The sequence below is a fragment of the Bacteroidota bacterium genome (genome assembly GCA_013360915.1).
Taxonomy (GTDB): Bacteria; Bacteroidota; JABWAT01; order JABWAT01; family JABWAT01; genus JABWAT01.
This window is the reverse complement of the sequence record JABWAT010000003.1, coordinates 122,718-142,974: the sequence shown is the minus strand read 5'-3', so window position 1 is coordinate 142,974 and position 20,257 is coordinate 122,718. Positions and strand designations below refer to the sequence as shown.

Here is a 20,257-nt window from a genome sequence, read left to right as displayed (position 1 = left end):
ATGCCACGTCTGTTACTGACCGGAGCAACCGGTCTGTTGGGCGGATGGATTTACCAGGATGCCCGATTGCGCGGCTGGGAAGTGATCCGCGTGACCAGGAAACCTCTCGCGGGTATTCCTTCCATTGTCACCAGCGACCAGGACACGCCCGAGGAGCTGTTCAGCCGGATTGGGGAATTAAAGCCGGACTGGCTGATTCATTGTGCAGCGGAATCCTCTGCTGCCCGCTGTGAACTGGATCCTGTTCATGCCCGGCAATCGAATGTGACTCTGACGGCCCGTTTCGCAATGGTGGCCAACCAACTGAAATGCCCGTTTCTGCTCATCAGTACCGACATGGTTTTCCGGGGTGACCGGGGAGGATATACCGAAGAGGACTTCCCTGATCCTGTTCACGTGTACGGACACTCCAAGGCACATGCAGAATCGGTCAGTCTGTCCGTTTCACATCGGCAATGGACCGTTCGGCCCTCTCTGCTACTGGGTTTATCGGCCGACGGAACCCGGGGATATACCGACTCACTCCTGAGGGATCTTCAAGCCGGAAAAACGATTACCGCCTTTTCCGATGAGTTCCGGAGTGCGGTACCTGCCCCGGTGGCTGCCTCACTGATCAATGACATGGCCGGCAAGGCAGTTCCCTTTGGTCTTTATCATCTGGGAGCGGATGATTCCACCGACCGGTATTCACTGGCGGTCACGCTTGCAAAAAAGCTCGGACTTCCTGCGCAGCAGATCCGGAGTGGGTCCATCGGTGAGTTTACCGGAATCCCGGCCAGACAATCCAACCTGACTCTGGACAGTTCACGCCTTAAAAGTGCGCTGGCCATCACTCATATTCCAGGTGCCGCTGCGGTTAATGGCTCCCGGCCATTGATCATCATCTGATTCGGGTGTAATTTTAAGCAAACCAATCAGGATACCGAATGGATACCTTCCGCATTTCGAAAACCTTCACCTGGGAAATGGGTCACCGGCTTCCCTATCATAACCGCGGCTGTCAGAATATTCACGGTCACTCCTACGAAATGGAAATCATCCTTGAAGGAACCAAAAACGATCAGGGAATGGTGCTCGATTACGATGATCTGAAAACGGCTGTTAAACACATCATCGATAAATGGGATCATTCCTTTCTGGTGGATGATAAGGATGAGCTGGTCCGGGATTTTCTGAAATCTTCCTCCATGAAGCACGTGGTTTTCAAGGGGTACACCACCGCCGAAAACATCGCTCATTACATTTGTGAAGTGTTAAGGAATATCCTTTCCATCCATAAAAACCTGAAAGCCATCGAAGTCGTCGTCCGCGAGACCCGCAGCTCGGAAGCCATTGCCCGTCGCCTGTTCTGACCCTCGGGAATCGGGCCTCCCTATTTTCGTGTTCCTGCGGTCATGATAAAAAAAACCGGACTTCTTCTTCTGAATCTGGGTACACCCGATTCCCCCGATACGGTCTCTGTCCGCCGGTACCTGCGGCAGTTTCTTACCGACCCGCGTGTGATAGATGTGCCTGCCCTGCTTCGGTATCTGATTGTTTACCTGGCCATCCTCCCCTTCCGTCCTGCCCGATCTGCTCATGCTTATCAGCAAATCTGGACACCGCAAGGAAGTCCGCTACTGGTCTTTTCTGAAAATCTGAGAAGAAAAGTGGAGTCCCTGTTAACCTCCACAGATCCGTCTGTGCAGGTTCGCCTGGCCATGCGTTACGGGAATCCGTCTGTCCGGCTGGCGATGGAGGCCTTTTCCAGAGAGGGTATCCGTGAGGTGGTGGTGCTTCCCCTGTTTCCCCAGTATGCCGCTGCTTCCTCGGGAAGCGCCATGTCTCATGTGTATGAAGAGGCCGCCCGGTTATGGGACCCTCCGGTTCTGACAGTGCTACCGCCCTTTTTCAGCTCACCTGATTATATCCGGATGGTAGCCGCCCGCGGACGTGTCACTCTTGAAGCGGCACCGTGGGATCATGTGATTTTTTCCTTCCACGGAATACCCCTCAGGCAACTGAAAAAAAGTGAGTCACCCGGCATTTGTCATCAAACCGAGTCCTGCTGCACCTCAACCGACCGGTCCTGGTGTTACCGTGCCGCCTGCGTTCAGACAGCATTGGCTCTTGCAAAAGATCTGTCACTGGAACCGTCTCAGTTTTCGGTCGGATTCCAATCACGCCTTGGCCGTACCGAATGGATTCGTCCCTATCTGGATGATTTGCTGACCGATCTTCCCGCCCGGGGAATCCGGCATGTGGTGGTGTTCTCCCCTGCCTTCACGGCAGACTGTCTGGAAACCCTGGAAGAGCTTTCAATCCGGGCGGAAGCCACCTGGAAGGAAAAAGGCGGCGAAACACTTCGTCTGGTACCCGCGCTGAATGATGGTGATGATTTTGCCGGATGGATCGCCAACCGGTTCAGAATGGTGAACACGCCATCCTGATAAAAACAAAAACGGGGCTGGCCGGTTTTAATCCCGTCTCAGCCCCGTCAAGCTGTTTTTCTGCACTAAGTCCGGATGCAAACTCCTCTACCAGAAGTCCCGGTTGGGACAGACGACCTTTCGTTTTCTCAGAGGCCCGTCAGGTAAAACCGGGTCCTGACAGCCGTCTCCTCCCTAAAAATCAATCCATGATTCTGCGTAAAAAGGCTGGTTTTTCAGGATCTTCCTTCGAAATCCGCTCTTTTCTCTCTTCAGGATTATTGGCCCGCGAGATATCAATCCCTTTCCGTTCATAAGTCGGGGTGTTCCGGTAAACCAGATTTTCAGTTCCCGAATAACCATGCTTCTGTTCGTTGAACGGCAGTGATTCCTGTCCGGGCAATTCTGCCCGTTTGGGCTTCAGCTCACCGGTTGTCCCAATCGGAATAATCGGTGCCGGCTCTTTGGGATGTACTGGTGTTTGTTGAATGGGTTGCGCACTTTGAGTGGTAGCCACAGGAACGGTATGCTGAACCGCGGGAGAAGCATTGAATTTCTCCTTCCGGTGATTAAACCCGGTAGCAATGACCGTCACGATGATTTCATCCTCGAGCGATTCATCGATCACCGCACCAAAGATGACGTTGGCGTCTTCCCCTGCTGCCTGCGAAATCAGCATGTTGGCATCATTCACTTCATACAGCGAGATGTTTTTTCCGCCGGTAATGTTGACCAGAACACCCTGAGAACCTGCAATGTTCACTCCGTCGAGTAACGGTGATGAAATGGCACTCTGGGCCGCTTCAATGGCCCGGTTTTCACCCGAGGCACGGCCGATTCCCATCAGCGCATCACCCATGTTGCTCATGACTGATCTTACATCGGCAAAATCGACGTTCACCAGTCCGGCGATGTTGATCAGATCCGAGATACCCTTTGCGGCATCATACAAAACGTTATTGGCAATGTTGAAGGCTTCGGGCAAGGACACATTTTTTTCAACGATGGCCATGAGCCTGCCATTGGGAATAATCACCAGGGTATCGAGGTATTTTCTCAATTCTTCAATGCCGCGATCGGCCTGGTTCTTCCGGCGGACACCTTCCCACGTAAATGGACGGGTAACGACTCCCACTGTTAACGCTCCGAGTGAACGGGCCACCTGAGCCACCACTGGTGCAGCACCGGTTCCGGTTCCGCCACCCATACCGGCCGTGATAAAGACCATGTCGGCTCCGTTCAGAAGCGCAGCAATTTCTTCCCGGTCTTCTTCACAGGCTTCCCGTCCGCGCTCGGGATCGCCACCGGCACCCAGTCCGCGGGTACTGGTTTTTCCGATCTGGACTTTGTAGCGGGCAAGCGATTTGCCCAAGGCTTGTATGTCGGTGTTGCAGGCAATGAAATCCACATTGGTGATCCCACGTTCCACCATGTTATTCACCGCGTTTCCACCGCCTCCGCCAACGCCAACCACTTTGATTTTGGCGCCTTTTTCGCTGATATCAATAATATCGGTAATCATGGTAAACTCCCTGCTTATAAATCTTTAAACCAGTTTTTCATCTTATCGATGATTTCCGCGCCTTTGCCGGTTCCCTTCTGTTTATCGGTAACTTCCGGCTTTTCCTCTTCGGTCTCCAGGCTGCTTTCAATTTCATTCAAACCGTTCCGGCTGATAATCTGGGAGGCTTTGCCGGCTGTCAACCCGTGAATCACCAGTCCCACACTGGTGGCATACATGGGATTTTCCACCTCGCGGACCAATCCGCCATCCAGGCCGGTGGGAATTCCGATTTTCACATCCAGACCGGTCAGTTCACGTGCCAGAGTCGCAATACCGAGAATCATGGCCCCGCCTCCGGTTATCACCAGACCAGCCGATAATTTCCGGCCATATCCGCTGGCCTGAATCTCATCACGGACAATTTCCAGAATTTCTTCCATGCGAGGCTGAATAATCTGGCACAGCGTGCTTCGCTGCACTTCTTTCGGCGGCCGGCCGGAAATGCCCTCAATCAGCAGTTTTTCATCGGCCACCAATTCTGAAATATGAGTGATTCCATAATTCACTTTCAGGAATTCAGCCTGATGCTGCAGAATTCCCAGGCCATGCCGGATGTCATCGGTCACCTTCTGACCAGCCAGGGCAATAACCGATGTCTTCCGGATGGTCTTGTCCTCGAAGATGGCCAGATCGGTGGTTCCTCCACCGATATCGAGAAGGGCCACGCCCACTTCCTTCTCTTCGGGCGACAAAACCGACATGGATGAGGCGATGGGTTCCAGTACAATGTCATCGACCTGTAAACCGGCCTTCTGAACACATTTTTCGATGTTCCGGATGGCGGTGACCAGACCCGTGATGATATGAACGTTGGCTTCCATGCGGATTCCCGTCATTCCCACCGGATCGATGACTCCATCCTGACCGTCAATGATAAATTCCTGCGGAATCACGTGAATAATCTGCCGGTCGGATGGCAATGCAATCTTACGGGTATCGGCCAGGAGGCGGTTCACATCCTTTTCGGTAACCTCATGGTCGGGATTGGCAATGGTAACCACTCCCCGACTATGGAAACTCTGAATATGATCCCCGGCAATCCCAACGGTGACCGATTTGATCTCCATTCCGCTGGCGTTCTGGGCATCCGAAATGGCAGCCTGAATTGATTTGACTGTTTTATCAATGTTGGCAACCACCCCACGGTTCAATCCTTCAGAAGGCGCTTTTCCGATTCCAAGAATATTGATGGATCCGTTCTCATCCAGCTTTCCGACAATCGCGCATATTTTTGTTGTCCCGATATCGAGACCAACCACAATTTTTTCTTTCATAGCTATTCCGATCCTTAGCCCCGTTCCTTAGTTGTAATAACCCCGTGATTCCGTAAATCGATGTACTGAAACGCATCCGGACCCGTTACCGATACCACCTGTTTCCAGAAGGCCCTCAGCGAAACCAGCTGATCACCCAGGTTTTTGGTCACCACGTATACCGGCACCTGTGCATGAGTGGTATAGAGCACCAGCGTTCCATGTGTTCCCGTCAGCCTGAAATCGGATAGTTCATGATACAGTGCCGGTAACTGACGTCTGCTTCTGTCCAGCGTTTTTGCCAGAATCCGTATATCGGCATTCAGTGTTTTTCCATACTTGCCATCAAAGTCCGATTTTCTGATTTCTCCCAGCAGGGGAAGGTCGAAAACCCGTGTTGCAGACAGAGGCATGCCATGACCATACCGGTCGATATAACCTTCCCAGGCACCAAAGACCCGTGCAACCGGCGTGCGCTCGGTAATGGTGATCCGAACTGCTGTTGGGAATTCGACCACAGCAGTTGCCGATTCGACCCAGGGAAGCCGCTTTAACCGGGTCTGAACAGCCAACAGATTCACCGACGACAGCCTGACACCCTTTTTTAAACCGGTCTGTTCAATAATTTGCCTGGTGGAAACTTCCTGATTCCCCTCCACGACAAAATCGGTGAGCGGGAGCCGGTTCTTCCAGAACCAGGCCACCATTAACAGCAGCAGACCAGCGGCCAATACACCACCCAGCAGAATCAACCGCTTTTTAATGGGTTTGCTCACTGATCAAATCCAATCTTTTTTACTTCCATTTCTAACCGGATGCCATGTTTTTCATAGACAATCCTGGTAACATATTCTATCAGGCGGATCAGATCCTCCGCCGTCCCGCTCTGGTCATTTACCAGAAAATTGGCGTGTTTTTCCGATACAGAAACCCCGCCTATCCGGTACCCTTTCAGTCCGCAGCTTTCGATCAGCTGGCCGGCATACTGACCAGGAGGATTTTTAAAAATGGATCCCGCATTCGGTAACTCCAGGGGCTGAGTGTCCCGACGTTTTTTCAGCAATTCCTTCCGGCGCTCCATCAGAGCTTCCCGGTCTCCCTGCTTCAATACCAGCAGGGTTCCCAGAATGAAATCATGATCCAGGTTGGTTTTTCGGTATTCAAACCGGACCTCTTCACGCTTCAGTGTCATCAGCCGGGTACCCCGGACAACATCAACGGTTTTTACCACATCAAATATTTCGGAACCGTACGCACCTGCATTCATCAGCAGGGCCCCACCGACTGTTCCCGGAACGCCCCCAAGCGATTCCAGTCCCGCAAGACCCTGTTTCAGCGTTTCAAGAACCAGTAACGGCAAGCTGGCACCGGCTTCGGCATAGACCTCCTTCCCTTCAAACCGGATGTCGGTCAGCTGGTCGGCAATCCGGACAACCACGCCACGAAATCCGGAATCACTGATAAGTACGTTGGTGCCATACCCAAGAATGTAATGCTGGTACCGGTATTTATTGATCCACCGGACTGCCTCGACCACATCGTTCCTGGATTTTGGCAGCAGAAAAACATCGGCTGGCCCGCCCAGTTTCAGGCTGGAGTAATGAGCCAGCGGTTCGCTTAGCCTGATTTCTCCCTGAAATGCTTTGGCGAGTTCGTCGAGATGGTACATTACAGTCCTGCCACCCAGTTGGCACATAATTTCGAAATGTCACCGGCGCCCATGAAAATGAGCACATCTCCCGGTTCACAAACACTCTGTACCGTGCTGATCAGGTCTGCTTTTGGCACGTGTCTGATCTGCCGGTGTCCGAACATTGAGGCAGAATCGACCACAAGGGCAGCTGTCACCCCTTCAATCGGAGTTTCTCTGGAACCATACACATCGGTTACCAGCACCACATCAGACTCGAGGAACACCCGCCCGAATTCTTCGTGAAAATCGCGGGTGCGCGAGTAAAGGTGGGGTTGAAACACCGATACAATCCGCCGGTTTTTCCATCCCGATTTGGCTGCACGGAGGGTCGCGGCCACTTCGCTCGGATGGTGGGCATAGTCATCAACCACCATGAAATCCTTATCATATCTGATCTGAAACCGCCGGCCGATTCCACCGAGTTTTTCCAGACCGGCAGCGATGGACGGAAACGGCACTTCCAGTTCCAATCCGACCCCGATGGCCGCAAGCGCGTTTTTCACATTGTGCATGCCGGGTAATTGAAGTTTGATAGACCCGAGTTCCTTTTTCCGGTATTCCACCCGGAAAGTGGTAGTTGCTCCGTCCACTTCCACATCAAAGGCTCTCAGGTCGGCCTGATTCGAGAATCCATAAGTGAGTACCCGGCGGCTGATCCGCGGCAGAATCGATTGGACATGGGGTTCATCCAGGCAACAGACCACCAGTCCGTAAAACGGAACAGTATTGGCAAACTGAACAAAGGCATCCTGAATTTCGGCCAGACCGGTGGTATAGATATCAAGATGCTCTTCTTCAATGTTGGTGATAACGGCGATGGTGGCCGTCAGTTTTAGAAAACTGCGATCAAACTCATCGGCTTCCACAACAATAAAGTCACCCTGACCCACCTTTGCATTCGAATTGAAATTGTTGACCACTCCGCCCACAATCACGGTCGGATCCAGTTGTCCTTCGGTAAGAACCATGCCAACCATACTGGTGGTGGTGGTTTTTCCGTGAGTACCGGCGATGCCGATACCCGATTTCATCCGCATCAGTTCAGCCAGCATTTCTGCCCGGCGGATGACCGGAATTTTCAGACGCTGAGCTTCCACCAGTTCCGGATTGTCAGGCTGCAAGGCCGAGGTATAAACCACCGCATCGGCTCCATGAACGTGGGAAGCCTTATGCCCGTTAAAAATAGTGGCACCCAAAGAGGCCAGATTATCGGTAATGCCTGAAGAACTCAGGTCACTGCCGGTCACCTGAAATCCCTTATTCAGCAGAATTTCAGCAATTCCGCTCATCCCGATTCCGCCAATGCCGATAAAATGCAAACGCCGGAACTGTCCGAAAAGCGGACGTCTCGAACCCATCATACAGTAATTGCCTTTACTTTTTTCCTCAATTCGGCCAGATCCTTCCTAAGATCTTCCGACCGTTCATAATTACGTGGTCTGATTACCAGCGGGGACCTGCGGCTTCTTACCTTCATCCGGATAATTCCACCCCTGGTTTCATGATCTTGTCCCTTTTCAAATCCGGCTTTCATCCAAAGAATGTCGGTAACCGGATAGATGACTTCTCTGAACCGGGTCCGGTAAATAAAGGACTGATCGGACAGAACAATTTCCTTCGATTCAATCACCGACCAGATCAGATAAAGCATGACAAAAAGCAGAATACCGGTAAACAGGATCAGAATCGGGTCGGAAAGCAAAAAGGTGAAGGAGCCTTCCTCGATCCGGCCTTTAAAAAGAATATAGACCAACAGACCGGTCACATACATGGCCAGGTAGTGGTAAAGGCTATCCAGCCGGCGTTTATAGGTTCGTTTCGTTTCCATCAGGTTTCCCGGTTTAACACTGTGATAATTTCCTGTGCAATCTGTTTGGCTGCATCTGGCTGACCTGCTTTCAGGGAGGCCGCACTCATTTTCTCAAGCTGACCCTTCTGGCTGATAAGTCGGATCACCGTATCCCGCAGGTCACTGTCTGCCCGCTGATCCGGGATGAGCACCGCTGCTCCTGCTGCTTCCAGCACTTTGGCATTGGCAGTCTGATGATCGTCCGCAGCCCAGGGGTACGGAACCAGAACCGACGGCTTTCCGAAAACAGTAATCTCTGCAAGAGAAGTCGCCCCGGCTCTTGAAATCACCAGGTCTGCTGCCTGATACGCTTCACCCATCCGGTCAATAAACGGCTGACGCCAGACCGACCCCATGGAATCGATGGAAAGTTCGGGCAGATCCACCCCCGATTTTCCGGTTTGCCAGATCAGTTCCCAACCTTCCGATAACCAATACTGATAACAGGATTGAACCGCCAGATTGATGCTTTTTGCGCCCAGAGATCCGCCGATTACTAAAATCACCCTCTTCTTTCCCGACAGACCAAAGGATCGGGCTGCTTCCGGTTTACCGACCTTTGGAAAGGACTGACGTACCGGATTCCCGTAACAACGGATTCTATCCTGAATGGCCGAGGGAAATTGTCTGCGGCTGATATCATAGGTAATAAAGGTTCTTGTTGCACCCCTGCCCAATAAACGGGAGGTAAAGCCAGCATAGGCGTTCTGTTCCTGGACAAAGGTGGGTATTCCCATCCTTTGAGCCAGCCAGGTCACCGGTCCGCAGACATAGCCACCCGTTGCCACCACCGCATCGGGTTTTTCGGCACGCAGAATCCGCCAGCTATCCAGGAGGCCTTTCATTAATTCGATCGGAAAGGTCAGGTTCTTTTTCCAGTTGCTTCGGTTGAATCCCGATATCCGGATGGTTCTGAACTCAAAGCCATACTTGGGAACCACCGTCGATTCAGGTCCCCGGCTGGTACCTGCAAACACGATCTCACTTTCCGGCATTATCTGCCTGATGGCTTCTGCGATGGCGATCCCCGGAAAAACGTGTCCGCCGGTTCCGCCGCCCGACATGAGGATTTTCATTCGTCATCCTCCTCGGGTGGTTTTTCAGTAACGGCCTGCTTCGAAATATTTAACAGGATTCCAACGGCAGCACAGCTGAACAGGATACTGGTTCCCCCATAACTGATAAATGGCATGGGAAGTCCGGTTGTTGGAAACAAGCCACAGGTTACCCCGGTGTTGATAATGGCATACAGTGTAATGGTGATCACAATCCCGGCTGCCAGATAAAAACCCTGTGGATCCGGCGCCCGTTTGGTGATTCTGATTCCCCTGACCAGCAGATACCAGAACGCCGCCAACAACACAATCACACCGATAAATCCGTATTCTTCTCCAATGATGGGCAGAATGAAATCGTTAAACGGTTCCGGAAGGAAGAAATCGCGTTGCTTCGATTCACCGATTCCCACCCCGAACAATCCGCCATTCCCCAACGCAATCAGGGCCTGGGCCAATTGATAGTTCGAATCCTCATGTCCGCTCAAAAACATTTGGATCCGGTTTAACCGGTAGGGGGACATAATGACGTAGAGAATTCCGGCCGGAATTACCACCGCTGCCAGCGTGAGCAGATATTTTATTTTCAGATTGGCCAGAATCATCATCGACACGGTTATCATTACCAGAACCATTGCCGTCGAAAAATTCGGTTGAATGGCTATGAGCAGAATCAGCGGACCAGCCCAGGTGAGAATGGGAAGAATTCCCTTTCCAAAATCGTTTATCACCTCGGCTTTTCTGGGAAGCAGCGTGGCCAGGTGAAGGATCAGCGCCCACTTGGCCAGTTCAGATGGCTGAAAACTGATCGGACCCAGCTCGAGCCAACGGGTGGCCCCTTTCTTTTCTCCTCCCGCAATCAGCGTAATCAGCAGAATGATCACGGCCGTCAGGATCAGCGGTTTGGAGTATTGAAGAATGATGTGATAATCGATCTTGCTCAGAAAGAAGATCAGCGCAATTCCCGCAACCACCTTCATCAGGTGACGAAACAGATAGTACTCGGTCGAATCGGCCTGGACAAAGGCCATGGAGGAGGAAGCCGAATACACGGCCAGCGTGCCAAACCCCAGTAAGGCCACGACGATGAGGAAAAGGACCATATCGGCCCGTTGTGGGGTTACGGCTGCCTGATTCATTTCAGATCCAGTACCAGTTGACGGAACACGTCACCCCGGTGCTCATAATTTTTAAACATATCGAAACTTTTGCAGGCCGGACTCAACAGCACCACATCACCGGGTTTTGACACCCTGACTGCTTCGTTCAGGGATCTTTCCAGATCCATTCCGCCCTGAATAACCGGAACTGTTCCTGTAAAGGACCGCGTCACCTTTTCTGCGGACTCACCGATGGCAATAATCGTCTTCACCCGTTCTTTTACCAGCGGAAGCAGGTCATTGTAATCATTCCCCGGATCCTGGCCCCCGGCAAGGAGGATGATGTTTCCGGGAAAGCTCTCGAGTGCAACTTTCACCGAATCGGTATTGGTGGCTTTTGAATCATTGTAAAAGGACAATCCGTTCCAGGTTCTGATAAACTCGATCCGGTGATGAACACCCTTAAAGGTTCTCAGTCCTTCTGCAATCACCCCGGGAGAAACGCCTTCTCTGGCCGCCGCCAGGGAGGCAGCCATTGCATTGGCCACATTGTGAATTCCGGGAATAAGCAATTCCTGGGTTCCGATCAGATCAATGGCTTTCCCATTGGTCTGCATCATGATGCGGTTTCCTTCAAGCCAGCAGCCGAAGTGAAGGGGTTTCTTTACAGAAAAGGGCCATTTTTGTGCCTGCACTTCATTCAGATAGGGGGCAATCACATCGTTGTCGGCATTGTAGATGAACAATTGACCGGGCCCCTGATTTTCTGTGATTCTGAATTTGGAACGGGCATAATGATTAAAGGTCTGATACCGGTCTGCATGATCGGGCGTGATGTTCAGAATCATGGATGTGGCCGGAGAAAAATCAGCGATGTGATCAAGCTGGAAGCTGGAGACTTCAATCACCCCTTTTTTTACGGATTCCCATTGTTCCCACGTGGACGTGAAGGCAATTCCAATGTTGCCGGCCACCAGGGGACGGTGACCGGCAACAGTTAGCAAGTGGCCTGTCAGGGCTGTGGTTGTTGTCTTCCCATTGGTGCCGGTGATGGCAATAATGGGATGGGGGAAAAATTGATAACCGGCTTCGATTTCACTGATGACCGGAATGTGTCGGTTAAGGGCCTCGTGAACCACCGGTGCGTTGCTTTTTACACCAGGCGATATTACCAGACAATCAGCCTGATACACACGTTCAGAGTGACCGCCTGTTTCCAATCCGATTCCGTTGGCCTCCAGAATGGATCGTGCTTCATCGAGGTCAGAGGGTTTTCCGAAATCAGAAACAAAGACCTGGTTTCCCTTCGTCTTCAGAAATAAGGCTGCACCAAGACCACTTCTTGCTGCACCAATCACCGTGATTTTCTTGTTTTGCAAGGGTTTAAAGGTTGTCATGCTTACCGCAACTTTAACAGCGAAAGAGTTAATAGGGCCAATAAAATGGCTATAATCCAGAATCGGGTCACAATTTTGGTTTCGGGCCACCCGAGCAGTTCAAAGTGATGGTGGATGGGTGCCATCCGGAAGACACGCCGGCCTTCACCATATTTTCGCTTTGTATATTTAAAATACACCCGCTGAATAATCACCGACACCGTTTCCATAAAAAACACACCCGCCAGCAACGGAAGGAACAATTCCTTTTTGATCAGAATGGCAAGAACTCCGATCGCGCCGCCCAGCGCAAGGCTTCCGGTGTCTCCCATAAAGACCTGTGCCGGATTCGAGTTATACCATAAAAAGGCCAGCGAAGCACCAATAATGGCCACAGAGACAATGGTGAGTTCACCAGATCCGGGCAGATAAATGATGTCGAGATAATCGGCAAATTTTACGTTTCCAGAGAAATAGGCCATCAGTGCCAACGGTACCATGACGATGGCTGTCACTCCAATTGCCAGTCCATCCAACCCGTCAGTCAGATTCACCGCATTCGATACCGCCGTTATAATGAAAATCACCACCGGAATGTACAACCAACCGTAATCGAGCGTGGCATCCTTGAAAAATGGAATCGTCGTCAGAGTCAGACTTTGCGAAAACACCGGATCAAAGTACAGAATCAATCCGATGACCAGCCCCAATCCGGTTTGTCCCATGATTTTATAGCGGGCAATCAATCCTTTCGGATATTTCAGGATGCATTTCATGTAATCATCAATGAATCCAACCACTCCCATCCAGACAATCGCAAGTATGATCAGCCAGACATACAGGTTGGTCAGATCGGACCAGAGAATGGTACCCGCCAGAATCGAGGAAAGAACGATCAGACCGCCCATGGTTGGTGTTCCAGCCTTAGAGAAATGGCTTTGCGGTCCGTCTCTGGTGATCTCTTCCCCAATCTGCATTTTTCTGAGCAATGCAATGAATTTGGGTCCCAGCCACAATCCGATCACCAGTGCGGTCAGCGCAGCCAGTCCGGCCCGGAATGTGATAAACCGGAATACATCAAATCCGGGAGGGGAATACACATCGTTGATCCAGCTTGCCAGCCAGTACAGCATTAATTGGCTCCTGCGGTATAGGTTTCGATTAAAAAGTCACTGATTTGTTCTAATTTCATTCCCCGAGATGCTTTCAGATAGACAGCATCACCCGGTTTCAGGGTCGACTCAAGCCAACCCATGACCTGTTCACGGGTTTCAAAGTGATGAACGCCCAGACTGGCGGGGTATTTTTTCAGCATGGCACCGATTCGTGCCGATTGCTTCCCGACGGTAATGACACCATCGAACGCAAGTGTCTTTAAAAAGCTGCCGACTTCATCATGCAGATGATCAGACAAATGGCCCAGTTCATACATGTCGCCAAGAACCACGATTTTCCGACCCGGTGCCATCAATTCCTGAAAGGATTGCAATCCGGCCTTCATGGAATCCGGATTGGCATTGTAACAGTCTATCAGCAATTGCCGGTCACCAACCCGGACCAGTTGCATCCGTTTATCCTGCGCAGCAGCCCCATTCAGAGAGGAGGAAATGTCCTCGGGCCTGATTCCGAATTTGATCCCCACAGCCACAGCAGCCAGTGCATTCATAACCATGTGTCTTCCGGGAATTTGCAGGTTAACCTGCCCGGATTTTCTGGATTTCTGATCAACCCAGCTGAATGACCACGTATTCTCCGGGGTCAGAACCAGATCGCGGGCTCTCACCGAGGCTTCCTTGTTGTTAATGCCAAAAAACAGCGATTGCGCCGTCCGGCCAGCCATCAGTTTCAGAAGAAAGGGGTCATCTGCATTGATGAAGGCAAATCCCTTCCGGTTGGTCAGATGAACGAACAGCTCGCCTTTGGCCCGGGCAATTCCTTCCTGGGTGCCCAGATTCTCGATGTGGGCCGTGCCGATATTGGTAATTAATCCATGTGTGGGATCTGCAATCTCGCACAAACGGGCAATTTCTCCGGCATGATTCATTCCCATCTCAAGAACCAGAATTTCATGTTCTGCATTCAGGCCCAGAATGGTCAGCGGAACACCCAGATGATTATTCAGGTTTTTATAATTGCGATGAACCTTGAACTTTGAGGAAAGAACGGCTGAAACCAGATCCTTGGTCGTTGTCTTTCCATTGCTACCGGTAATGGCGATCACCGGTATCTTGCTTCTTCTGACCACTCTGGCAGCCAGATCCTGTAAATAGTTCAGAACCTGATCGGTCCGGATTCCCAAACAATCAGATCCTAAGAATTGCCGGTCCGATGCCGGGTCACTGTAAACCACAATGGCTGCACCCGACTCAATGGCCTTTGGAATAAACTGGTGGCCATCGGTTTTTTCACCCCGGAATGCAAAGAATACCGATCCTGGGACCACTTCACGGCTATCAATGACTGAAGTGGTCAGTGTCTGCGGGCGGAATTGGTTTTTCCATTCACCCCCGGTCCGGTGGAAGTCGTCTATTTTCAGCAGCCGGCCTTCAGGCATATTCAAGTTCCTCTCTGAACACCAGCCGGTCATCAAACGGGTGGCGGACACCGTTGATTTCCTGATAGGTTTCATGTCCTTTACCAGCAACCAATATGATAGATCCGGGTTTGGCAAGACCGATGGCGGTTTTGATGGCCTGTCTCCGGTCGGTTACCGTTCTGAAATTGCTGGCACGCAGCCCATTTACCATGTCATGAATGATGCTTTCCGGATCCTCCGTCCGGGGATTGTCGCTGGTGATCAGCACCTGATCAGATAACCGGCAGGCGACTTCAGCCATCACGGGTCTTTTGGTCTTGTCCCGGTCCCCGCCGCAACCCACAACGGTAATAACCGTCTGATCGGGGGTGCGGATATCCCGGATCGCCTGCAAAATTTTCTCCAGTGAGTCGGGCGTGTGACTGTAATCGACCACGCCGGTCACCTGCTTTCCGGGAACCGTAACCAATTCGAACCGCCCCGGAACCGGTTTTGCGGTTTCCAGATAGCCAATTGCCTCTTCAACCGGGATGCCTGCACCGATGGCACAACCAATGGCCGCCAGCGCATTATAGGCATTGAAACGCCCGGGCAACGGAAACTGAAGCTGATAAGGAATTCCCCTGTAAGTCACAGTCAGTACCTGACCGGTGATGGAAGCCGATTTAATGCGACCCTTCAGATCCGCTCCGCCGGTGATGCCATAAGTAAGTACCGGAATTTTCAGCAAATGAATCATTTTCTCTGAATACGGATCATCTGCATTCAGAACCGCCAGACCATCCGGAGCCACCATTCTGAATAACCTCGCCTTTGCCAGTGCGTACGCATCCATGGTCTTGTGGAAATCAAGGTGATCATGGGTAAGGTTGGTAAAGGCAGCCACTTTAAACTGCAGACCATGTACCCGCTCAAGGCTCAGAGAATGGCTCGACACTTCCATGCTTACCATGGAACAGCCATCATCAGAAAATTTTCTGAAATAGGTCTGAAGAACCGGGGCTTCCGGCGTGGTGTGACTTAAGTTTTCGTACTTGTCCAGCCAATACGCTCCGGTCGTTCCCAGTACAGAACAGAAAATGCCGCTTTCCTCAATGATGTGACGAACCAGAAAGGACGTGGTGGTTTTTCCGTTGGTTCCGGTGATTCCGATCAGCTGCAATTCGCGGTCAGCATATCCGTGAAACCAACGGGAACAGTCGGCAAAAGTAATGGCGGCATTGGGAACCGTGATCCATTTTGAGACCAGTTCCTGATCGGGACAGCTGGTTTCACTGATGATCAGAACAGCCCCTTTTTTAATGGCATCCAGGGCAAAATCGGCACCATTACCCTTCTGCCCGGGTCTGGCAATAAAAATGGTTCCCGTTCGTACCCGTCTGGAATCAATCTCTATTCCGGTCACTTCCACATCCGGAACCCGGTCCCGGTCTGTCAACGCCAGATCGGATAGTAAGTCGTGCAGCATTTTCATTGTGCACCTCCTGGAGAGGGAGCCGATTTCCCGGTCAGCGTAACCATTTTCCGATCCGATTTCGCTGGTGTGGCCCGCTGAACCGCTCCCGACCCGGCCACCCGTACGTTATATCCATGGGTTTGCAATTTTCCCACCGCTTCTCTGAGCGGAATGCCTGCGACGGCGGGTAGAGAACGCGATTCGGCCGTTCCGGTTTTCAGGTATAAGGTTTCATCCTCATCCACCAGACTGTCGGCCGCCGGTGTTTGCCCAATGATCCATTTTCCATTTCCAATCAGTTCTACATCCCATCCCTGATCGGCAAGCAATACCTGGGCCGAACTCACGCTTTTATATTTCACATCCGGCACCAGCCGTCTCCCCTTCAGGGTATCGGCTCCGGCAGCCAGAAGAACCGGTGTCTGATCCAGCCACTTGCTCGATCCGATGATCCTTTGTGCAATCCGCCCGAAAATGGGAGCACTGACCGCACCTCCGTAATATCCCTTTGATGGGGAATCCAGAATGACGATTCCTGCCAGAATGGGACGCTCGGCCGGGAAAAACCCGACGAATGAAGCCATGTAGGATTTTTCATACTGTCCGGTGGAAGACACTTTCTTGGCGGTTCCTGTTTTTCCTGCAATTGATAGCGGCTTTATATCGGCCAGCTTTGCGGTTCCTTCTGAAACCACTGCACTCAGGGCTGGAACGAGTGTATCGACAGTGGAGGCCGAGATGACCTGCCTGATGGCCGAGGGTCGGTTTTCCAGCACCACGGTTCCATCAGGACCTGTGATTTTCCGGACCACGAATGGCCGCATCAGTCTTCCTCGGTTGGCCACGGCGGCATAGGCGTTCAGCATCTGGACCGGCGTTACCAGGACTTCATAACCAAAGGACATCCAGGGAAGTGAGATCCCCGACCATTCAAGGGGCTGCTTCAATGTTCCGGCAATCTCTCCGGGAAGATCGATTCCTGTTTCCATTCCGAAACCGAAATTCCGGGCTATTTTATAGAATCGTTCTTCTCCGAGCATCAACCCTGTTTTTGCCATTCCCACATTGCTTGAATGGATGATCGCCTCCTTGAAGGTGATGCGTCCAAGTCGTTCATGGTCAATGACTTTCTCTCCTTTGTACAACCACGTTCCGTTCTCTGCATTCAGCCAATCAGAGCTTCGTCTGATTCCATATTCATACGCAGCTGCGGCTGTTACCACCTTAAAGGTTGAACCTGGCTCAAAAACATCGGTAACTGCCCTCAGACGGGCATCTTTCATATCAATTTTCTCTGGCCGGTTCGGATTGATGGGCGGATAGTGTGACATCGCCACGATTTCTCCGGTTTGCGGAACCATAAAAATGGCCACTCCACCAGTTCCTCCGGCCGATTTTACACCCTGTATAAGTTCTTCATCCACAATACTTTGCGTGACTACATCTACAGTCAATTCCACCGATTTCCCATTGACCGGATCCTGCCGGGCATAATCAGGCGATGGCACCCGGCGCCCCCTTCCGTCACGCTGCATCACCACAAAACCATCCCGTCCCCGGATGTGCGAATCATGAAACAATTCCAACCCGCTGATTCCCTTGTTGTCAATGTTGGTAAATCCAAGTAACTGACCGGCGCGCTCATTGTAACGGTAGAGTCTGGTGGGTTCCTTTACCTCAACCACTGAATTGAAATTCTGTAACGCCAACCGGTCACGCTGATCGGGTGACACTCCCCGTTCCAGCCACACAAAATTTGTTTTCTGTCTGATCTTCGCCAGATACCCACTGTAGGATTTTCCGAAGACCTTGCTGAACCGGCGTGCAATCAGGGGTGCCTCTTCCGGACTGGTCATGTATGGATCAACCCCGAAACTATACTGAATCTGATTGGTAACCAGAGGAACACCGGACCGATCGTAGATCACACCGCGGTTGGCCTTTACGACAAACCGTTCCTGGTATTGCTTCTGCCCGATTTCGCGGTAACGGGTTCCTTCAATGACTTGCACCCAGAACAATCGGATGACCAGAATGACAAAGAGGATCATCAGCCCCATGCTGATGAAAAAGAATCGGTTCAGGCCCTGAACAGGTATCATTTCTGATCACCCCGCAGCAGATTAATCTCTTCAGCCGGAACCTGTATGATCATCGGCGGTCTGGCCGGAGTCGCCATCCGGAATTCCTTTTGCGCCATGGCCTGTATCCGCTCCACCGATTCAAGCAGATTGGTTTCAGTCAGTAAATGATCTGTGCGGATTTTCTGGATGGCCAGACTATCGGTCAGCTGTGTATTCCGGTCCAGCAAACTTCTCACCGACAGGATATTGCTGATGTAAATCACCAGGATCAGGGTGACCACCCCAACCAGTCCGACCACCATCATTGGATGGGCTTTCTCGACTTTTGCAATGACTGTTTTCACCAGCGTCCGATACCCGCTAACATTTTTCTGCAGCCCTTAACCGGGCACTTCTCGATCTTGGATTGGTTTTCAATTCTTCATCATCAGGCATCACCGCTTTACGGGTCAACACCTTCAGTTCTGGTTTTTTACCACAGATACAAACCGGTAATCCGGGTGGACAGGTACATGGATTTTCACGGTCCCTGAACCATGTTTTAACCATCCGGTCCTCAAGAGAGTGGTAACTGATCACCACCAGTCTCCCGCCCGGCTTCAGCAGTCCGGTGCCTGCCTGCAGCATCTCTTTTAAGCGGTCCATTTCCTTGTTAATCTCCATCCGGATCGCCTGAAAAACCCTTGCATAGGTTTTCTTCCGCTTATCCGGAAAGATGACTGTATCAATAATGTCGGTCAGGGCCCCGGTAGAAAGAACCGGACCTTTTTCCCGGGCCTTAATAATGGCCGATGCCACTTTGCGCGAATATGGCTCTTCTCCATTCTCGCGTAATACCCGGTCTATTTCTTCAAAAGACCGGGTGTTGATCCAGCTTTCTGCCGTTTCCGGTAAAGAAGGATCCAGTCTTAAATCCAATCTGGTATCTTTTCTGAAAGTGAATCCCTTGGATTCGTCATCCAATTGACGAGAGGAAACGCCAAGGTCCAGAAGAATACCATCCACCTTTCTGATGCCCAGCCGGTACAAACCCTCTTCCATCAGGGCCGTATTTGATTGAATGGCCGTAAACCTGCTTCCGAACGTTTTCAACCGAGCTGAAGCAAAGGCAATGGCGACAGGATCCACATCAAACCCAATGCAGCGACACTCAGGTCCGGCCGACTGTAAAAGGTGAAAACTGTGGCCTCCGCCACCGAGCGTGCCATCCACATAGACTCCGTCCGGATTGGTAACCAGAAGTCCGATGGCCGGTTGTAACAATACCGGCTCATGGTACTCCATCAGAGTCCCATGATTTTCCCGGCGATGGTCTCGTAATCAGCACCGGTCTTTGACAGGTATTCCTGATAGCGGTCCGGATTCCAGAGTTCGATCTTGTCCATCAATCCAAGGATAACCGACTCAGTGGTAATGTGGGCGAAGTCAAGGTGTCGTTGAGGAATGTTCAACCGGTACTGACTATCCAGTTCCAATTCATTGGCCCAGGAAAGAAAGATCCTGATAAAGGCCCGGTTGTCGGGGGATGCGATGTAACTGAATTGGGAAAGCTTTTCAGAAATGTCCTGCCAGGTGGAATGGGGATACAGCAGCAAACATTGATCAAATCCGCGGGTGATCACAAAGACAGTATCACCCGGTAAATTCTTCCGCAATCGTTGCGGCAGACTTACCCGGCCCTTGCTGTCGAGGGAATAGTGGTATTCCCCCATGAACCCATATTGTTTCACAGAATTTGACATTTTTCGCCACTTTGACCCACTAAGCGCTAAAATCCCACTTTTCAATAGTAAAGTCAATACAAATCGGATGGAGGGGCCGGGCGCTTTTCCAAACGCTCTCACTGACTAAAAAGTGACGTGATCAGAGTAGATTAAATGTGG

General features: G+C 51.4%; 19 protein-coding genes. 3 read left to right on the top strand and 16 right to left on the bottom strand.

Annotation, left to right across the window (positions count from 1 at the left end):
• From HUU10_06940 to hemH, 3 genes are read left to right on the top strand one after another with little or no spacing between them, the layout of a single operon-like run.
• Positions 1-888, top strand: a complete 888-nt coding sequence (locus tag HUU10_06940; GenBank protein NUQ81332.1) for a sugar nucleotide-binding protein — start codon at positions 1-3, stop codon at positions 886-888.
• A 38-nt stretch (positions 889-926) separates the two neighbouring features.
• Entirely contained in the window at positions 927-1,352 is a 426-nt protein-coding gene (queD, locus tag HUU10_06935; protein NUQ81331.1) for a 6-carboxytetrahydropterin synthase QueD, read from the top strand.
• 42 nt (positions 1,353-1,394) lie between these two features.
• Positions 1,395-2,429: a ferrochelatase gene (hemH, locus tag HUU10_06930; GenBank protein ID NUQ81330.1), complete on the top strand. Its 1,035-nt coding sequence runs from the start codon at positions 1,395-1,397 to the stop codon at positions 2,427-2,429.
• 181 nt (positions 2,430-2,610) lie between these two features.
• Here hemH and ftsZ read toward each other — a convergent pair whose 3' ends face one another.
• The 16 genes from ftsZ to mraZ are packed head-to-tail and all read right to left on the bottom strand — an operon-like array spanning position 2,611 to position 20,116.
• On the bottom strand, positions 2,611-3,930 hold the full coding sequence (ftsZ, locus tag HUU10_06925; protein ID NUQ81329.1) for a cell division protein FtsZ: 1,320 nt from the start codon (positions 3,928-3,930) through the stop codon (positions 2,611-2,613).
• A gap of 14 nt (positions 3,931-3,944) precedes the next feature.
• Complete coding sequence (gene ftsA / locus HUU10_06920; GenBank protein ID NUQ81328.1) at positions 3,945-5,246, bottom strand: cell division protein FtsA; 1,302 nt, start codon at positions 5,244-5,246, stop codon at positions 3,945-3,947.
• Positions 5,247-5,260: 14 nt separating this feature from the next.
• The gene (locus tag HUU10_06915; protein NUQ81327.1) at positions 5,261-6,001 is read right to left on the bottom strand and encodes an FtsQ-type POTRA domain-containing protein; all 741 of its coding nucleotides are present in this window, start codon (positions 5,999-6,001) and stop codon (positions 5,261-5,263) included.
• Positions 5,998-6,894 carry a UDP-N-acetylmuramate dehydrogenase gene (gene murB / locus HUU10_06910; protein NUQ81326.1) on the bottom strand — a complete coding sequence of 299 codons (897 nt, stop codon included), beginning with the start codon at positions 6,892-6,894 and terminating at the stop codon, positions 5,998-6,000. The genes HUU10_06915 and murB overlap by 4 nt, the downstream gene beginning before the upstream one ends.
• Positions 6,894-8,276 (bottom strand): UDP-N-acetylmuramate--L-alanine ligase, encoded by a 1,383-nt coding sequence (locus HUU10_06905; GenBank protein ID NUQ81325.1) that lies wholly within the window; start codon positions 8,274-8,276, stop codon positions 6,894-6,896. The genes murB and HUU10_06905 overlap by 1 nt, the downstream gene beginning before the upstream one ends.
• Positions 8,276-8,746: a hypothetical protein gene (locus HUU10_06900; protein ID NUQ81324.1), complete on the bottom strand. Its 471-nt coding sequence runs from the start codon at positions 8,744-8,746 to the stop codon at positions 8,276-8,278. The genes HUU10_06905 and HUU10_06900 overlap by 1 nt, the downstream gene beginning before the upstream one ends.
• Positions 8,746-9,843 carry an undecaprenyldiphospho-muramoylpentapeptide beta-N-acetylglucosaminyltransferase gene (gene murG / locus HUU10_06895; GenBank protein NUQ81323.1) on the bottom strand — a complete coding sequence of 366 codons (1,098 nt, stop codon included), beginning with the start codon at positions 9,841-9,843 and terminating at the stop codon, positions 8,746-8,748. Before murG ends, HUU10_06900 begins: the two co-directional genes overlap by 1 nt.
• A complete protein-coding gene (gene ftsW / locus HUU10_06890) occupies positions 9,840-10,961 on the bottom strand; it encodes a putative lipid II flippase FtsW (GenBank protein ID NUQ81322.1) in 1,122 nt (373 codons plus the stop codon). Before ftsW ends, murG begins: the two co-directional genes overlap by 4 nt.
• Positions 10,958-12,319, bottom strand: coding sequence for a UDP-N-acetylmuramoyl-L-alanine--D-glutamate ligase (gene murD, locus HUU10_06885; GenBank protein NUQ81321.1), 1,362 nt, complete (start codon positions 12,317-12,319; stop codon positions 10,958-10,960). The genes ftsW and murD overlap by 4 nt, the downstream gene beginning before the upstream one ends.
• A 2-nt stretch (positions 12,320-12,321) precedes the next feature.
• Positions 12,322-13,431, bottom strand: a complete 1,110-nt coding sequence (locus HUU10_06880) for a phospho-N-acetylmuramoyl-pentapeptide-transferase (protein NUQ81320.1) — start codon at positions 13,429-13,431, stop codon at positions 12,322-12,324.
• Positions 13,431-14,852, bottom strand: coding sequence for a UDP-N-acetylmuramoyl-tripeptide--D-alanyl-D-alanine ligase (locus tag HUU10_06875; GenBank protein ID NUQ81319.1), 1,422 nt, complete (start codon positions 14,850-14,852; stop codon positions 13,431-13,433). The genes HUU10_06880 and HUU10_06875 overlap by 1 nt, the downstream gene beginning before the upstream one ends.
• Positions 14,845-16,308, bottom strand: a complete 1,464-nt coding sequence (locus HUU10_06870) for a UDP-N-acetylmuramoyl-L-alanyl-D-glutamate--2,6-diaminopimelate ligase (protein ID NUQ81318.1) — start codon at positions 16,306-16,308, stop codon at positions 14,845-14,847. Before HUU10_06870 ends, HUU10_06875 begins: the two co-directional genes overlap by 8 nt.
• On the bottom strand, positions 16,305-18,392 hold the full coding sequence (locus HUU10_06865; GenBank protein ID NUQ81317.1) for a PASTA domain-containing protein: 2,088 nt from the start codon (positions 18,390-18,392) through the stop codon (positions 16,305-16,307). The genes HUU10_06870 and HUU10_06865 overlap by 4 nt, the downstream gene beginning before the upstream one ends.
• Positions 18,389-18,718 carry a cell division protein FtsL gene (locus HUU10_06860; protein NUQ81316.1) on the bottom strand — a complete coding sequence of 110 codons (330 nt, stop codon included), beginning with the start codon at positions 18,716-18,718 and terminating at the stop codon, positions 18,389-18,391. Before HUU10_06860 ends, HUU10_06865 begins: the two co-directional genes overlap by 4 nt.
• Before the next feature lie 16 nt (positions 18,719-18,734).
• Positions 18,735-19,658, bottom strand: coding sequence for a 16S rRNA (cytosine(1402)-N(4))-methyltransferase RsmH (gene rsmH, locus HUU10_06855; protein ID NUQ81315.1), 924 nt, complete (start codon positions 19,656-19,658; stop codon positions 18,735-18,737).
• Positions 19,658-20,116, bottom strand: coding sequence for a division/cell wall cluster transcriptional repressor MraZ (mraZ, locus tag HUU10_06850; GenBank protein ID NUQ81314.1), 459 nt, complete (start codon positions 20,114-20,116; stop codon positions 19,658-19,660). The genes rsmH and mraZ overlap by 1 nt, the downstream gene beginning before the upstream one ends.
• Positions 20,117-20,257: the final 141 nt, after the last annotated feature.

What these genes read in the sequence shown, in the direction of transcription:
- HUU10_06940 (NUQ81332.1), top strand. Translation starts at nt 1, where the DNA reads ATGCCACGTCTGTTACTGACCGGAGCAACCGGTCTGTTGGGCGGATGG.
- queD (NUQ81331.1), top strand. Translation starts at nt 927, where the DNA reads ATGGATACCTTCCGCATTTCGAAAACCTTCACCTGGGAAATGGGTCAC.
- hemH (NUQ81330.1), top strand. Translation starts at nt 1,395, where the DNA reads ATGATAAAAAAAACCGGACTTCTTCTTCTGAATCTGGGTACACCCGAT.
- ftsZ (NUQ81329.1), bottom strand. Translation starts at nt 3,930, where the DNA reads ATGATTACCGATATTATTGATATCAGCGAAAAAGGCGCCAAAATCAAA.
- ftsA (NUQ81328.1), bottom strand. Translation starts at nt 5,246, where the DNA reads ATGAAAGAAAAAATTGTGGTTGGTCTCGATATCGGGACAACAAAAATA.
- murB (NUQ81326.1), bottom strand. Translation starts at nt 6,894, where the DNA reads ATGTACCATCTCGACGAACTCGCCAAAGCATTTCAGGGAGAAATCAGG.
- HUU10_06905 (NUQ81325.1), bottom strand. Translation starts at nt 8,276, where the DNA reads ATGGGTTCGAGACGTCCGCTTTTCGGACAGTTCCGGCGTTTGCATTTT.
- HUU10_06900 (NUQ81324.1), bottom strand. Translation starts at nt 8,746, where the DNA reads ATGGAAACGAAACGAACCTATAAACGCCGGCTGGATAGCCTTTACCAC.
- murG (NUQ81323.1), bottom strand. Translation starts at nt 9,843, where the DNA reads ATGAAAATCCTCATGTCGGGCGGCGGAACCGGCGGACACGTTTTTCCG.
- ftsW (NUQ81322.1), bottom strand. Translation starts at nt 10,961, where the DNA reads ATGAATCAGGCAGCCGTAACCCCACAACGGGCCGATATGGTCCTTTTC.
- murD (NUQ81321.1), bottom strand. Translation starts at nt 12,319, where the DNA reads ATGACAACCTTTAAACCCTTGCAAAACAAGAAAATCACGGTGATTGGT.
- HUU10_06880 (NUQ81320.1), bottom strand. Translation starts at nt 13,431, where the DNA reads ATGCTGTACTGGCTGGCAAGCTGGATCAACGATGTGTATTCCCCTCCC.
- HUU10_06875 (NUQ81319.1), bottom strand. Translation starts at nt 14,852, where the DNA reads ATGCCTGAAGGCCGGCTGCTGAAAATAGACGACTTCCACCGGACCGGG.
- HUU10_06870 (NUQ81318.1), bottom strand. Translation starts at nt 16,308, where the DNA reads ATGAAAATGCTGCACGACTTACTATCCGATCTGGCGTTGACAGACCGG.
- HUU10_06865 (NUQ81317.1), bottom strand. Translation starts at nt 18,392, where the DNA reads ATGATACCTGTTCAGGGCCTGAACCGATTCTTTTTCATCAGCATGGGG.
- rsmH (NUQ81315.1), bottom strand. Translation starts at nt 19,658, where the DNA reads ATGGAGTACCATGAGCCGGTATTGTTACAACCGGCCATCGGACTTCTG.
- mraZ (NUQ81314.1), bottom strand. Translation starts at nt 20,116, where the DNA reads ATGTCAAATTCTGTGAAACAATATGGGTTCATGGGGGAATACCACTAT.